The organism is Paenibacillus macerans (assembly GCF_900454495.1).
GTDB lineage: Bacteria > Bacillota > Bacilli > Paenibacillales > Paenibacillaceae > Fontibacillus > Fontibacillus macerans.
In genome coordinates this window covers 170,789-186,239 of sequence record NZ_UGSI01000001.1, presented here as the reverse complement: position 1 = coordinate 186,239, position 15,451 = coordinate 170,789, and the positions used below count along the sequence as shown (strand labels likewise).

Below are 15,451 nucleotides of genomic sequence, written 5' to 3'. Positions count from 1 at the left end.
ACCTCCGAGTTTACCGTTCGCCCACGAAAAAAACCTCCGGCACCAAGTTTACGCCGAACTTGTCTTCGACGGATGCCTTGATTTGCTCCATGAGCGCTAGAACGTCCTCTGCTGTCGCTTGCCCGGTATTGACGATGAAATTGGCGTGCAGCGTGGATACTTCGGCTCCTCCGACCTTTAAGCCTTTAAGTCCGGCCGCCTCGATCAGCCTGGCCGAATGGTCTCCCGGCGGATTGCGGAAGACGCTGCCGGCGCACGGCTGCTGAAGCGGCTGCGTTTTGCGGCGGCGGTCCTTGTAAGCCGCCATGGCGGCGGCAACTTCCAGCCGATCGCCGGCAGCCAGCGTAAATTCGGCTTTGGCCACAATGCCGCGCTGTTCGTGCAGGACGGAATGCCGATAGTCAAATTCCATATCCTCTGCGTTGTAAGTGACCAATTCACCCGTCTCCAGAACAATGTCAGCGGATTTAAATATACGTGACACATCGGACCCGTGAGCCCCGGCGTTCATATATACGGCTCCCCCCACCGTCCCGGGGATGCCTCCGGCAAACTCCAGGCCGGTCAGCCCCTGTTTGCCCGCCATGATGCTGAGTCTGACGAACGAAGCGCCCCCTCCGGCCTGGACCTTGCTTCCGTCAAATTCGATCTGCTCCAATCCGGAGCCAAGCCGGATCACGCACCCCCGAATTCCCCGGTCGGAGACCAGCATGTTCGAGCCCTTGCCGACCACCATCCAAGGGATCCGCTCCTCATGAAGCAGCCGGACGAGCTTGGACAGCTGCCCGGGATTCTCGGGTACGACCATCGCGTCAGCGGGACCGCCGATTTTCCATGTTGTATATTTTGACATCGGCTCGTTCGGCAATACCGTTCCGACTCCCTGCCGGGTCAAATTCGATATCCAATGCTGCATCGTAAAATCCCTCCTTGACTTGTAGGCGGAAAACCCGGCTTGTCGCCTGAAGGCACAGGCAGGTTCATGCCATAAACGAAGCCGCGGCCCGGGTCCGTCGGAGCAATTCATGCTAACCGTGTCCTTGTCGCTCCGCTTGGATTGTCACGATTTATAGAGTATCTTATGCCTCCCTCACGGAGAGTGTGACAATCGCCCAGGTCCAGTTCCGCCCTTCGCTTCCCCGCGATTAGCGGCGATTTGCGCGGCTTTGGACAAGACGCCGCATTTCTTTCACCAGCAAATGGGCGGAGTCCGGTTGGCCGAGGCGGCGGGAAGCCGCCGACATCGAGGCGTGGACGGACAGGTCGCTCATGATCCGCTGAACCGAGCCGAACAGGCTTTGCCCGCTCAATTCCGGCTCCAAAATGACTTCGGCGGCTCCGGCCCGCTCCAAAGTCCGGGCGTTTTTCTCCTGATGATTATTCGTTACGTTGGGCGACGGAATAAGGATCGCCGGAATTCCCAGCGCGGTGATTTCCGCCAAGGAGGAAGCTCCTGCTCGTCCCACGATCAAGGAAGTCGCGGCCAGCACCTCCGGCATGTTGTGCACGTAAGGAAGCACCTGCAAATGGTCCGGAAGCCCGCCCAGTTTGCCGCGAATCGCTTCGAGCGTCGCTGCATGGTAAGCCTCGCCGGTAACGTAAACGAACTGCAAATGCGGCGCTTCCGCAAGCAGCGGCGCCATGCCGATCATCGCTTCGTTGATCGCTTTGGCCCCCCGGCTGCCGCCGACGACGAGCACGACCGAACTGCTCGCAGCCAGTCCCAGGGAGGCAAAGCCCTTCGCTCTGTCGGCCGCATGAACGGTTGTGGCCCGCGGATTGCCGGTGTATACGACATTCCCGGCTCCCGGGAACGCAGACTCCGAGCCTTCAAAGCTCACCGCCACGGTCGACACGTATTTGCTTAAAAAGCGGTTGGTCAGCCCCGGAATGGCGTTTTGCTCATGGATGATGCTCGGAATGCCCAGCTTGGCGGCCGCGTATACGACCGGACCGCATACGTAGCCGCCCGTCCCGATGACGACGTCGGGGTTAAATTCCCGCAGCAGTTTTTTGGAGGTGCGCACTCCTTTGAGAAAACGCATAACGGTCTTTATATTTTCGACCGACAGCTTGCGGCGGAAGCCGGTGATGTCGATCGCTTCAAACGGGATGTTGTGCTTCGGAACCAGCGAGCTTTCCAGCCCCCTCCGACCGCCGATGTATAAAAATTCGGAATCGGGAAATTCCTCGGCGCATTGGCTTGCGACGGCCAGCGCCGGGTAGATATGGCCCCCGGTTCCGCCGCCGCTCAGTACGACGCGCATATTCTCACCTCGCATAACGGGATAAATTAAGTAAAATGCCTAACGCGGTCAGCATCAGCGTCAGCGAAGATCCGCCGTAGCTGATGAGCGGCAGGGTAATGCCGGTGACGGGCATCAGGCCGATCACGACGCCGATGTTGATCACCACCTGAACGGCGACCATCCCGACGATGCCGACGGCCAGCAGGCTGCCGAACGTGTCGTCGATCGTCATCGCAACCCTCATGCCGCGCCATACCAGGATGAGGAACAGCAGCAGAACAAGCAGTCCGCCGATAAAACCAAGCTCCTCGGCCAAAATGGAAAAAATAAAGTCGGTTTGCGGCTCGGGCACATAGCTGTATTTCTGCCGGCTCATCCCGAGCCCCAGCCCGGCAAGCCCGCCGGGACCGATCGCGTACAATGATTGAATGATCTGATACCCTGCGCCAAGCGGATCGGACCAGGGATCGAGAAAAGCGGTAATCCGCTTCAGGCGGTAAGGCGCCGCCAGAATCAGGCCTACGAATCCTAGCGCCCCAAGGCCCGCCAGCCCGGCCAGATGCAGGATTCGGGCTCCGGCCGTAAAGACGATCAGCAGCGAAGCGCCAAGCATGACCGTGCCTGTCCCCAAATCGGGCTGCAGCATGATCAGACCGAAAGCCAGCCCGATCACGCCAAGCGGCGGCAGCAGTCCCTTGGCGAAATTCGTAATCTTGTAATCTTCCTGGCTAAGGAAGTAGGAAAGAAACAAAATCATGCCCAGCTTCATGAACTCGGACGGCTGAATGCCAAACGAGCTGATGCCCAGCCAGCTGCGCGCTCCCCCGCGCACGACCCCGATCCCCGGAATCAGCACGATCACGAGCAGGGCGAAGCAAATGAGCAGCCCCACCTTCGCGTATTTGCGCAGCAGCCGGTAATCGAAATTCATCATCAAAAACATCGCGACCAGCCCGAGCACGGCGAACAACAGCTGACGCTTCACAAAGTAGAAAGAATCGCCGTAATCATGAAAAGCGAGCACCGAACCCGCGCTGTACACCATCACAATTCCGATCGCCAGCAGTCCGAGAATGCTGGCCATAAGCCAAAAATCCGGGGCCGTACGGCTCTTGCTCATCGTGGATGCCACCTCTTGACAGAAAGTAGGGGCTTTTCCACCCCCCTACTTAAAGCGTATGCACCGCCTCTTTAAAAATGCGTCCACGCTCTTCATAGGAGGAGAACATATCCCAACTGGCGCATGCCGGAGAGAGCAGCACGGCATCTCCGGATGCGGCCAAAGCCGACGCCTCCTTCAGCGCGGTCCGCAGCGTTTCCGCGGCGCTGTCACCATTATCGACCACCACGATGTTGGATAGACCCGCAAGTTCTCCGGCTTCGGCGATTTTTTCCTTCGTTTGCCCCAGGGCGACAAGCGCCTTCACTTTCTGTTTAAAAACGGGCACCAGCTCCGTATAATCCGAGCCCCGGTCCAGCCCGCCGGCAATCAGCACGATCGGAGCCGTTAAAGCGCCCAGCGCCATAATCGTCGCCTTCGCGTTCGTCGCTTTGGAGTTGTTGTAATAAACGACGCCGCGCTTCTCCTCGACGTATTCCAAGCGGTGCTCCACACCGCGGAACGTACGCAAAGGCTCCACGAGGGCCTCCGGCGGCGCACCCGCGGCCAGGGCGACGGCCACCGCCGCCAATGCGTTCTCCACATTGAACCGTCCGGGCAAGGCGATATCGCGCACATCGACGATTTGCCGCACCTCGCCGTCCGCTCCCCGGTACACAACGCTGCGGTCAAGCCCGTCCTCTACGTCCGGAACATAAGCCGGCCGGATGTACACCCCTTCCGATTTCAGCTCCTCCGTCATCGAAAATGGGATCAGCTTCGCCCTGATATACGGCACCAGCTTGCGGCATGTAGGGTCGTCCCAATTGACGACAGCCGTATCCGCCGCTTCCAGATTGGCGAACAGCTTGGCTTTGGAAGCCACATAGTCATCCATCGTACCGTGGTAATCCAGGTGGGTCTCCGCCACATTAAGCAGGCAAGCAACCTTAGGGCGGAATGCCTGCGTTCCTTTCAGCTGAAAGCTGCTAAGTTCGGCTACAAGCCAGTTGTCGGCGCTCGCCGTTTCCGCCGCTTCGCACAGCGGCGTGCCGATGTTGCCGGCTACGATCGGGCGAAGCCCGGCGGCTTCCAGCATTTTGCCGACCCATGTCGTCGTCGTCGTTTTTCCGTTGGAGCCCGTAATCCCGATGATTGGCGCCGGGCTGAGCCGGTAGGCGATCTCCACCTCGGTCACGACGTCGATCCCCAACTCCAGCGCTTTGGCCACGGGCGGGGCCGAATACGGGATGCCGGGATTTTTCACGACCAATTCGACGCCGGGATGGACAAGTCCGTCCGGATGTCCGCCGTATACAACAGAAATTCCCAAAGCTTCCAATTCGGATGCTTCGGGACACAGTTCCCTCTCCTTTTTATCGTTAACCGTCACGACGGCTCCAAAACGATGCAGGGTTTTCGCGACCTGAACGCCGCTTCTCGCTAAACCGATCACGACCACCTGGCGTCCCCGGTATTCTTCTGGATGCTTCATGATTACAACCCCTTGTTTAAATAAAGTCCAATGCCCGCCAGGATAAGTCCGGCCGCCCAAAACGTCACCACAACCCGCCATTCCGACCAGCCTGACAACTCAAAATGGTGATGAATCGGGCTCATTTTGAAAATCCGCTTTCCTCTCGTTTTAAAAGAGGTCACCTGAATGACGACGGACAGCATTTCGATCACGAAGATGCCGCCGATCACCAGGAAAAGCAGCTCGCTTTTCGTGATAACGGCGATCGCGCCGATCGCCCCGCCGATCCCCAACGATCCGGTATCGCCCATAAACACCTTGGCCGGATGCGCGTTGAACACGAGGAAGCCCAGCACCGCCCCGATCATCGCCGCCGCGCAGACCGCGGAAGGGATCGAAGTCGCCTGCATCGCGATCACCGCGTAGGCGCCGAAGGCGATCGCGCTCACGCCGGACAAAAGTCCGTCCACACCGTCGGTGAAGTTCACCGCGTTGCTGATCGCCAGCATCATGACAATGATAAAAGGGTAGTAGAACCAGCCTCCGAGGTCAAAGGACCATCCGGTTCCCGGAATGCCGATCGCCGTGCTGTGCCCTTCCGAAATGAGCAAAGCGCACATGATACCGGCGAACAGCAGCTGTCCGAACAATTTTTGTCTGGGCGTCAATCCCAAAGACCGTTTAAACACGATTTTGATGTAGTCGTCGAGAAAACCGACCAGCCCGAAGCCGAGCGTAGCGATCAGCAGCACGTAGAAATCGGTGTTGATGACCGAAAATTTAAGGAAAGACAACGTGAAGGCAAGCAAAATAATCACGCCGCCCATCGTAGGCGTGCCCGCCTTTTTCTGGTGGCTTTGCGGTCCTTCCCCGCGTATTTGCTGGCCGAATTTAAGCCGTTTTAGCAGCGGAATGATCAGCGGAGCCGAAATGACGGCCAAAATGAAAGATACGCCGATCGTTAACAGAATTAGTCCGAAATCCATGGGATTCCCCCCCCTCTCGCCGGTAGTTAATGCTTTAAGATGTTATGTTTTACCGCGTCCACGACTTCCTCCAGCTTCATGCCCCGGGAGGCCTTGACCAGCACGACGTCCTTCGGATGGATCAGCGAAGTCAAATCGCGGATGAGCTCAGTTTTATCAGTATATGCATGAATGCGCGCAGGTTTCAAATGCCCGGCTGCGCCTTCGGCGATTTTCAGGCCCAGAGTTCCGTAAGTAAAAAGCTGATCCACTTTGTCCGGTGTCAGGGAAGCGCCGATTTCTCGGTGGTATTCCTCTTCGGAAGCTCCAAGCTCGAGCATATCTCCGAGCACGGCGATTCTTTGGCGGAACCCTTTCATTTTTTCCAGCACGCCGATCGCCGCTTTCATCGACGTGGGACTGGCGTTGTACGCATCGTTCAAGATCGTCACGCCGCTTGCGCCGACGATGCGCTCGATCCGCATGCCGGTCAGTTCGGCATGGCGGAGCCCGTCCCGAATCGCGGCTTCGCCGACCCCGTAGCGGCGGGCGACCGCGAGCGCGGCCAAAGCGTTCACCACGTTGTGCTCGCCCAGCAGAGGCAGCTCCAGCGGCTCCCCGCCGATCCCGCGCGAAGTGAACAGGGTGCGGTCCTCCATGAACATCATTCCGGTCGGGTATTCATCATTGCCTTGGCCCAATCCGAACGTGACGGTCCGCAGCCGGTCCGGCTTATGCGTGTCCGCCTCATTGAGCACCCGGGGAATCAAAGGTTCGTCCCCATTGTAAACGAACAATCCCCCGGGCTTCATCCCCGCGAGGATCTCCAGTTTCGCCCGCGCGATTTCCTCCCGCGAGCCGAGCTGCAGCAGATGCGCTTCGCCGATGTTCGTAATGACCGCCGTCTCGGGTTCGGCCAGTTTGGACAGCAGCTCGATTTCGCGGCGGCCGCTCATGCCCATCTCCAGGACGGCGATCTCCGTATCCTCGGGCATCGCCAGCACCGTCAGCGGCAGTCCGATGTGGTTATTAAAATTCCCTTTGGTTTTATGCACTTTGTACGTTGTGGACAAAAGCGAGTAAACGAGGTCTTTGGTCGTCGTTTTCCCGTTGCTGCCCGTAATGCCGACCACCTTGGCGCCCGTCTGGATCAAGTAGGACTTGGCCAGCGTTTGCAGCGCCTCCAGGCAATCGTCCACCAGTACGGCCGGCCCGGGAGGCGTTCCCTTGGACCGCTCCCACAGGGTTGCGGCAGCTCCGGCCACGAGACAGTCCGCCGCAAAATCGTGGCCGTCGAACCTTTCTCCGGATAACGGAATAAACAAACAGTCCTGCGTGATTTGCCGGGAATCGGTGACCGCTCCGCGCACCGCAATGCCGGAATCGGCCGCCTCCCGCACTTGTCCGCCGCACATCGCGGCTATATCCGCCAGATTTCTAATTATCACTTCGCCAAACCCCTTATCGCTTCTTTTGCTACGATCCGATCATCAAAATCGAGCACTGCGGTTCCGATCAACTGATAGGTTTCATGACCTTTCCCCGCAATCAATACTACATCTTCACGGCTTGCCATTTCAATAGCCTTTTGGATGGCCTCGCGGCGGTCGACGATCAGCTCGTAACGGTTGCGGTCCACCCCGTCGCCGATCAATCCCTGCTCGATGTCGCTTAGTATAGCATCGGGATCTTCGGTGCGCGGGTTGTCGGAAGTCACGATGACGTGATCGGCGTATTTCGCGGCGATCCGCCCCATGATCGGGCGTTTCGTGCGGTCCCGGTCGCCGCCGCAGCCGAAGACGCAGATGACGCGGCCTTTGGCAAATTCGTTTACGGTCCGCAGCACGTTTTCAAGCCCGTCGGGCGTATGGGCGTAATCGACGATGACGGCGAAGGATTGGCCTTCATCGACCGCTTCAACCCGTCCCTCCACGCCTTTGACCGCTTCCAGGCTGGCCTTGATCCGTTCGAGCGGAATCCCTTCGAGCAAAGCGGCCGCAAGCGCCGCAAGCGCATTGTACACGTTGAACTTGCCGACCATCCGCAGCGAAATGTCGGCGCTGCCTTGAAATGTATCGACATGGAACGAGGTGCCTTTCGCCGTAACGGAAATATCCGAGGCGCGGACATCGGCTTCGTTCTCCACCCCGTACATGACCGTCTCCGCGGCGGTTTGCTTGGCAAAATAAGAGCTGGCGGGATCATCCGCGTTAAGGACCGCGTAGCTGCGCTCGTCAGGATTGAGCGGATAGTTGTTGCCAAGACGGGAGAAGAACAGCCCCTTGGCCCCGCGATACTCTTCCATCGTGTTGTGATAATCCAAATGGTCCTGCGTCAAATTCGTAAAGACGGCCGTCCGGAAATGCGTTCCTTTGACACGGCCCTGGTCCAGCGCGTGGGAGGACACCTCCATGACGCAGTAAGCCGCGCCGCCTTCGGCCATCTCGTGCAAATACCGCTGCAGCTCCAGCGATTCCGGCGTCGTTCCGGACATCGGATACGTCCGGCCGGCGAATTTGCGCTGAATCGTTCCGATAAGTCCCGTAGAGCGCCCTTGATCCTCAAGAATGCGTTCGATCAAATAAGTCGTTGTCGTTTTGCCGTTCGTTCCGGTAACGCCGATGACCTTCAGCCGCCGGCTGGGGAAGCCGAAAAACACGTTGCCCAAAACCGACATCGCCAACCTGCTGTCTTTCACCTTAAGCTGCGGCAGCGGACAATCGTCAAGCCAACGCTCCACGACGAGCGCCGCCGCTCCTTTGTCTGCGGCTTGCCGAGCGAAGTCGTGCCCGTCGACCGTATGGCCGGGAAGGCAGATAAACAAATCCCCGGGCTGAACTTTCCGCGAATCGATGGCGATGCCATCGCACGCCAGCTCCCCGCCGCCTCGTATTTGCGAAGCTATCAAATAAGTTGCCAATTCCTTAAGCTGCATAGCTAACCCCTCCGTATTTCAACAACGTTCGTAAACACTCACTCTATATTATCACCAAAAATTGCAAAGTTCAGGAGAATTATTCATTATGGTTATGTTGTTGTTCCGCATCCGCCTCGCTGCCCATATAAATTCGGATCGTCGACCCCTTTTCGACCCGGGCTCCGGCTTTCGGCGCCTGATTGATCACGACGTTCCCCGCCCCCGATTTCGCCAAATTAAAATTCATGTTGAGGTCCTCGTAGATTTCCTGCGCCGTATGTCCGATCAGATCGGGAACCGTGACGATCGGCGTCTCGCCGTATTTGTATTTCTTGGTAACCTGCTGCTGGCGGGGCGGAACTTGCATGTATTCCAGCGCATCCTTCATGATATTCCGCACGATCGGAGCGGCTACCACGCCGCCGAATTGGATCCCTTGCGGATTGTCGACCGCCGTATAAACGACGATTTGCGGATCGTCCGCCGGAGCGAAGCCGATAAAAGAAACGATATGCTCGTTTGCGGAATAACGCCCGTTTATGACCTTCTGCGCCGTCCCGGTCTTCCCGCCCACGCGGTAGCCGTCGATAAAGGCGTTGCCGCCCGTGCCGTTGGCCACGACGCTTTCCAGCGCGGAACGAATCTGCTTGGACGTCTCTTCCGAAATGACCTGGCGCACCAGTTGCGGCGCCGTTTCCGAGACGACCTCGCCCGTATCGGGATTGGTCCACGCCTTGGCGACGTAAGGTTTATACAGCTTGCCGCCGTTGATCGCGGCCGAAACCGCGGTGATCTGCTGAATCGGCGTCACCGACACCCCTTGGCCGAACGAGGTCGTCGCCAGCTCCACCGGGCCGACACGGGACAGCTTGAACAGGATGCCGTTTTCCTCGCCGTTCAGGTCGATGCCGGTTTTGCTGCCGAAGCCGAAATTTTTGATGTACTGGAACAGCGTTTCTTTGCCCAGGCGCTGCCCGAGCGCTACGAACCCGGGGTTGCAGGAATTCTCCACCACCTGGAGGAACGTCTGGCTGCCGTGCCCGCCCCTCTTCCAGCAGCGGAGCGTGGCCCCGCCAACTTTGACATACCCCGGATCAAAAAACCGCTCGCCCAGCAGATCCACCTTCTTCTCTTGGAGCGCGGCGGCCAGGGTGATGATCTTGAACGTGGAACCCGGTTCGTACGTCATCCAGATCGGAAGGTTCCGGTTATACACCGCCGAATCGTATTCCTGATACTGCCCAGGCTCAAATCCCGGTCTCGCCGCCATGCCTAAAATTTGTCCCGTTTTCGGATCCATCGCGATCGTCAGGGCCGAGTCGGCCTGCAGCCGGTCCATCGCCTGATCCAGCTCGCGCTCGATAATGCTTTGGATCGATTTGTCGATCGTCAGCGTCAGATTCAGCCCGTCTTTCGGCTCCACATATTTCTCCGAGGACCCCGGCATCAATCTGCCCCCGGCGTCTGACAAATAGGACACGCTGCCGTTCATGCCGCTCAGCAGGCTCTCGTATTTGCTTTCCACTCCGGTCAGCCCCTGATTGTAATTGCCGGTAAAACCCAAGATATGAGCGGCAAGTCCTCCATAAGGATAATATCTTTTGTTGTCTTCGGCAACAACAATACCCGGAAGAGCCAAATCACGAATTTGCTGCGCTTTTTCCATCGTAATTTTGCGTCCGCCGGGTTGCAGCCTGACTATGGATTGTTTCTTGGTGATCGACTTCAAAATCGCGTCCTCGCTCATGCCGAGCAGAGGCGCCAAGCTTTTGGCCGTTTGCTCCGGATGTTTGATTTGCACCGGGATGGCCATGACCGTCGGCGTCGTGATGTTATATGCAAGCACGTTGCCGTTCCGGTCGCTGATTTCGCCGCGTTTCGCCGAATAAGGGATGTTCCGGCGCCAGGAGTCCTCCGCTTTGGCCGACAATTCCGCTCCCTTTCCGATCTGCACATAGGCAAGACGCACGGCAAGGGCCGCAAACAACAAACACAACACCATCAACAGCCAGAACAGTCTTCGTCTGACGGTAAACTTGGAAACTTTCACTGGTTGCCCCCCTATCCCATCCTGACGCTTGAATGTTTTCATATCAAGGATATTCAGGACAACCAGGGGTTAGAACAAGCTATGGCAAGTTCGCGGACTGGCCGGGGGCTTCGCCGTTCCCCGCCTCACCGCCGTCCCCCGCCGCTTCCCCCTTCGTTTCCTCCTTCGTAACCGGGGGCTTCAAGGTCAATTCCACCCTTCGCGTTCCGTTCTCTTCGATCACTTTTTGCGAGTCGACATACCCTTCGCCTTCAGCCGTAACCGGCACCTGCAGCACGGATAACAGCTCCATGGCATCGCGCAGCGATTTCCCCCTCAGGTTGGGGATCTTCACGTCGGTCCCCTTTTCGGTCAGCAAATACACGAACTGGCCCGATTTCAGCACGCTCCCCGCCTTCGGGTGCTGGGTGATAATGTCCTCGCCGCTGCCCAGCGTCACGTAGGAAATCCCCTGGCCGGCGAGTTTGTTTTTGGCCTCCTGAACCGGCAGCTTGCTCAATTCGGGAACCTTCGGCCCGCTCGCGGCCGGTTTCGTTTTCCCGGTCCCGCCATCGTTCAGTTTGGGCACACCCATATACTGCAGGATTTGATTCATAATTTTTTGGAACACCGGACCCGCGGCCGTCCCCCCGCCCAAATCGGGGTCCTTCGGTTCATCGATCAGGACCAGCAGGGCAACCTTCGGATCGTCCACCGGCGCGTAACCGAGAAAGGAAACGACCTGCTTCAATTTAGTGTATTCCCCGTTAACGGGCTTTACCGCCGTTCCCGTTTTCCCGGCGACCCGGTACCCCTCGATATAGGCGTGGCGGCCGGTCCCGTGCTTCCGGTCGGAAACGACCTGCTCCAAGTAGCCTCCGACTTCCTTGGCGGTTTCCGGCGTGATTACCTGGCGCACCACTTTGGGTTCGGTTTTTTCCGTTTTGCCGGTCTGAGGGGCGGTCAGCGATTTGACGATATGCGGCTCCATCAGCTTGCCGCCGTTGGCGATGGCCGATATCGCAACGATCTGCTGCAGCGGCGTAACGAGCAGCTTGCCGTGCCCGTAGGACAGCGCCGCGAAGTCGGCCTGCTGCTCCGGATTCACGAGCCCTTTGTATTCACCCGGCAGCTCGATGCCGGTTTTTTGCCCGAACCCGAAGTTTTCGGCATAGGTTTTGAGACGTTCGGGACCCAGCTTTTCGTAACCCAATTTGACGAACGCAACGTTGCTGGAACGTTTGACGCCTTCCAAATAAGTGATCGGCCCCCAGCCGGATTTTTTAATGTCACTGACCGTCCGGCCCGCGATATGAATACTCCCGGACATATATTTATCTTCCGGATTAAACAAACCTTCCTGAACAGCCCCGGCCAAGGTGACGATTTTAAACGTTGAACCCGGTTCGTACACCGATTGGACGGCATGGTTGTAAAAATTTCTCTGATCGACGCCGGCCCAATATTCGTTGGGATTATAGGTGGGCATGTTCGCCATCCCAAGAATTTCCAACGTGTTCGGATCGGCCGCGATAACGGTCATGCTGATCGGCTGCAGCTCGTTATACGCTTCCTTCATCGCCTGTTCGATGTAATACTGGATCGTATTATCGATCGTCAGCTGCAGGTTCTGCCCGTTTTGGGCCGGCTGGTAAATTTCGCTGGCTTTCGGGATTTCGATCCCTCTGCCGTCACGTTTGTATTCAAGGAAGCCGTCCTGCCCCTTAAGCTGTTCGTCATAAAAAGCCTCTAGGCCGGATACGGCGTTGCCGTCGCGGTCGGTATAGCCCAAAACATGCGCCGCCAGACTCGTTCTGGGATAATAGCGCTTCTGCTCCTTCATCAAGTAAATGCCGGCGTCTTCCACTTTTTCATTTTGTTTCAGCAGCTCGTTGATAAAAGCCTCCACTTGATTCTTTAGCTCCTGGTCGATTTTCAAACCTTCGTTGCGCACTTCCCGGTGGGTGGAATACTTCCCGTTTTTCTTGGCGTTGACAAGCTCGCGCATCTCCTGCTCATCCTTGCCGAGAATCCGGCTTAGCCCTTGAACCACTTCATTTTCCAGCCCGTTGGCATGGATAATTTGCGGATTGACCGCCACCGTATAGGCGGGAGCGTCCACGGCCAATACGTCGCCTTTGCGGTCCGTGATCATTCCCCGGCTGGCGGGCAACACCTTTTTGGTCGACCAGAGCTTTTCGGCATGCGCCTGCCAAAAATCCCCCTGCACGATCTGCAGCCAAAACACTCTTCCTATCAATACAGCAAAAAAGAGGGTAACGCATCCCCCTATCAGCAGCGTCCGCAGTCTTACTCTTTTCAACATGGCAAAACCTCTCCAATTGCCGTTATTTCCAAACCGGCCATCGGCCGGCAGCCTGCCCGGCGGTGCCTTAACCGCTCGGACCGCCGCTGCCGGCTTGTCCGCCATCGCCGCTAGTGCCCGCGGCGGCCGTGGACTCGCCGCCAGCTTCACCGTCGGCCGCCTTATCGCCGTCCGCCTCGCTGCCGTCCGCCGCTTTCCCGTTCGTCTCCTCCTCCGTGACAGGCGGTTCCAGCGTTAATTCGACCCGTCGCGTTCCGTTCTCTTCGACCACTTTTTGCGAGGCGACGTATCCTTCGCCTTTCGCCGTGACCGGCACTTGAAGAACCGATAGCAGCTCCATCGCATCCCGCAGCGATTCGCCTTGCAGATTCGGGATTTTCATATTTGCTCCTTCTTCGGTAAGCAAATAAACGAATTGACCCGTTTTCAAGACGCTTCCCGCTTTGGGGTATTGGGAAATGATCTCCGTTCCGCTTCCCAAGGTGGCATAGGAAATTCCGCCGGCAACAAGGGTGTCTTTGGCTTTTTGCACGCCCATTCCCTTAAGGTTGGGAACCTTCGGCCCGCTGCTCTCGGCCTGCTTGATTTTGTCGGCGTTGGGATCGGTGGTTTTAGGCACACCCATATATTGAAGCGTTTGATTGACGATTTTTTTGAACACCGGGGCCGCCGCCGTTCCGCCGCCCAGCTCGGAATCCCTCGGTTCGTCGATCAAAACGAGGACGGCGATTTTCGGATCGTCCACCGGCGCATAGCCGATAAAAGAAACGACCTGTTTGGAATAGTTGTATTCGCCGTTGACGACTTTTACGGCCGTTCCCGTTTTCCCGGCAATCCGGTAACCCTCGATATAAGCGTGACGGCCGGTACCGATTTTTTGGTCGGATACGACTTGCTCCAAATAACCGCCAACTTGCTTGGCGGTTTCCGGCGTGATCACCTGGCGGATAACTTTCGGATTGATCTCCTCCGTCTTACCGGTTTGCGGATCAGTGATGGATTTAACGATATGCGGCTCCATCAATTTGCCCCCGTTCGCCACCGCCGCCACGGCCACGATCTGCTGCAGCGGCGTAACGAGCAGCTTGCCGTGCCCGTAGGACATCGCCGCGAAGTCGGCTTGCTGCACCGGGTCCACGATCCCTTTGGCCTCGCCCGGCAGCTCGATGCCCGTTTTTTGCCCGAACCCGAAATTGTCGACATAGCTTTTCAGCCGTTCGGGTCCCAGCATTTCGTAGCCCAGCTTGACAAAACCGACGTTACTGGAGCGTTTTACGCCTTCCAAGTATGTGATCGGCCCCCAGCCGGATCGCTTTAAATCGTGGATCGTTCGCCCCGGAACACGGATACTCCCCGACATATAAGTGGCATTCGGGTTAAAAAGACCCTCCTGAACAGCCCCGGCCAAGGTCACAATTTTAAACGTGGAACCCGGCTCGTACACCGATTTAATCGCATGGTTGTAAAAGTTTTTCTGATCGACGTCGGCCCAATACTCGTTGGGGTCGTATGTAGGCATGTTCGCCATTCCGAGAATTTCCATCGTTTTCGGATCGACGGCGATGACGCTCATACTGATCGGCTGCAGCTCAGCATACGCTTCCTTCATCGCCTGCTCGATATAACGCTGGATCGTATCATCTATCGTTAACTGCAGGTTTTGCCCGTTTTTCGCCGGCTGGTAAATTTCGCTGGCTTTCGGGATTTCGATCCCTCTGCCGTCGCGTTTATATTCGATATAGCCGTCTTCTCCCTTAAGCTTCTTATCGTAATAAGCCTCCAGGCCGGACACCGCGTTTCCGTCACGGTCGGTATAGCCCAAAATATGAGCGGCCAGGCTCTTTTGGGGATAATAGCGTTTTTGTTCCTTCATCAAATAAATGCCGGTGTCTTCCACTTCCTTATGCTCTTGCAGCAGCTTGTTTCTGAATGCCTCGACTTGACCTTTAAGCTCCTGGTCGATCTTTAAGCCTTCGTTGCGCACTTCCCGATGGGTGGAATACTTTCCGTCCGACTTCTTTGCATTGACGAGTTCGCGCATCTCCTGCTCATCTTTGCCGAGAATCCGGCTTAGCCCCTCAGTCACTTCATTTTCCAGCCCTTTGGCATGAATGATCTCCGGATTGATCGCTACAGTATAGGCGGGAGCGTCCATGGCCAATACGTCGCCTTTGCGGTCCGTAATCGTTCCCCGTGTGGCCGGCAAATCCTTTCTGGTGGACCAAAGCGCTTCAGCATGCGCCTGCCAAAAATCCCCCTGCACGATCTGCAGCCAAAACACTCTTCCTATCAATACAGCAAAAAAGAGGGTAACGCATCCCCCTATCAGCAATGTTCGCAGCTTTATTCTCTTGATCATGGCAAAACCTCATTAAAATAGAGTTGATTT

Annotated in this window: 10 protein-coding genes; all 10 read right to left on the bottom strand. The window is 57.1% G+C overall.

The window, feature by feature from the left end; genetic code table 11:
* Positions 1-10: 10 nt before the first annotated feature.
* The 10 genes from murB to DYE26_RS00775 all read right to left on the bottom strand — a co-directional run bounded on the left by murB (position 11) and on the right by DYE26_RS00775 (position 15,421).
* Complete coding sequence (gene murB / locus DYE26_RS00820) at positions 11-916, bottom strand: UDP-N-acetylmuramate dehydrogenase (protein WP_036621402.1); 906 nt, start codon at positions 914-916, stop codon at positions 11-13.
* 229 nt (positions 917-1,145) lie between these two features.
* Positions 1,146-2,267, bottom strand: a complete 1,122-nt coding sequence (murG, locus tag DYE26_RS00815) for an undecaprenyldiphospho-muramoylpentapeptide beta-N-acetylglucosaminyltransferase (RefSeq protein ID WP_036621401.1) — start codon at positions 2,265-2,267, stop codon at positions 1,146-1,148.
* Positions 2,268-2,271: 4 nt separating this feature from the next.
* Positions 2,272-3,369 (bottom strand): stage V sporulation protein E, encoded by a 1,098-nt coding sequence (spoVE, locus tag DYE26_RS00810; protein WP_036621400.1) that lies wholly within the window; start codon positions 3,367-3,369, stop codon positions 2,272-2,274.
* A 49-nt stretch (positions 3,370-3,418) separates the two neighbouring features.
* Positions 3,419-4,843 carry a UDP-N-acetylmuramoyl-L-alanine--D-glutamate ligase gene (gene murD, locus DYE26_RS00805; protein ID WP_036621398.1) on the bottom strand — a complete coding sequence of 475 codons (1,425 nt, stop codon included), beginning with the start codon at positions 4,841-4,843 and terminating at the stop codon, positions 3,419-3,421.
* A 2-nt stretch (positions 4,844-4,845) separates the two neighbouring features.
* Positions 4,846-5,811: a phospho-N-acetylmuramoyl-pentapeptide-transferase gene (gene mraY / locus DYE26_RS00800; RefSeq protein ID WP_036621395.1), complete on the bottom strand. Its 966-nt coding sequence runs from the start codon at positions 5,809-5,811 to the stop codon at positions 4,846-4,848.
* Between the two features lie 26 nt (positions 5,812-5,837).
* Positions 5,838-7,235: a UDP-N-acetylmuramoyl-tripeptide--D-alanyl-D-alanine ligase gene (locus DYE26_RS00795; RefSeq protein ID WP_036627873.1), complete on the bottom strand. Its 1,398-nt coding sequence runs from the start codon at positions 7,233-7,235 to the stop codon at positions 5,838-5,840.
* On the bottom strand, positions 7,235-8,725 hold the full coding sequence (locus tag DYE26_RS00790; protein ID WP_036621392.1) for a UDP-N-acetylmuramoyl-L-alanyl-D-glutamate--2,6-diaminopimelate ligase: 1,491 nt from the start codon (positions 8,723-8,725) through the stop codon (positions 7,235-7,237). The genes DYE26_RS00795 and DYE26_RS00790 overlap by 1 nt, the downstream gene beginning before the upstream one ends.
* Before the next feature lie 79 nt (positions 8,726-8,804).
* Positions 8,805-10,757 carry a stage V sporulation protein D gene (locus DYE26_RS00785; RefSeq protein ID WP_036621390.1) on the bottom strand — a complete coding sequence of 651 codons (1,953 nt, stop codon included), beginning with the start codon at positions 10,755-10,757 and terminating at the stop codon, positions 8,805-8,807.
* A gap of 79 nt (positions 10,758-10,836) precedes the next feature.
* Positions 10,837-13,212, bottom strand: coding sequence for a penicillin-binding transpeptidase domain-containing protein (locus DYE26_RS00780; protein WP_240534116.1), 2,376 nt, complete (start codon positions 13,210-13,212; stop codon positions 10,837-10,839).
* A complete protein-coding gene (locus tag DYE26_RS00775; protein ID WP_051985367.1) occupies positions 13,130-15,421 on the bottom strand; it encodes a penicillin-binding transpeptidase domain-containing protein in 2,292 nt (763 codons plus the stop codon). The genes DYE26_RS00780 and DYE26_RS00775 overlap by 83 nt, the downstream gene beginning before the upstream one ends.
* Between the last annotated feature and the right edge of the window lie 30 nt (positions 15,422-15,451).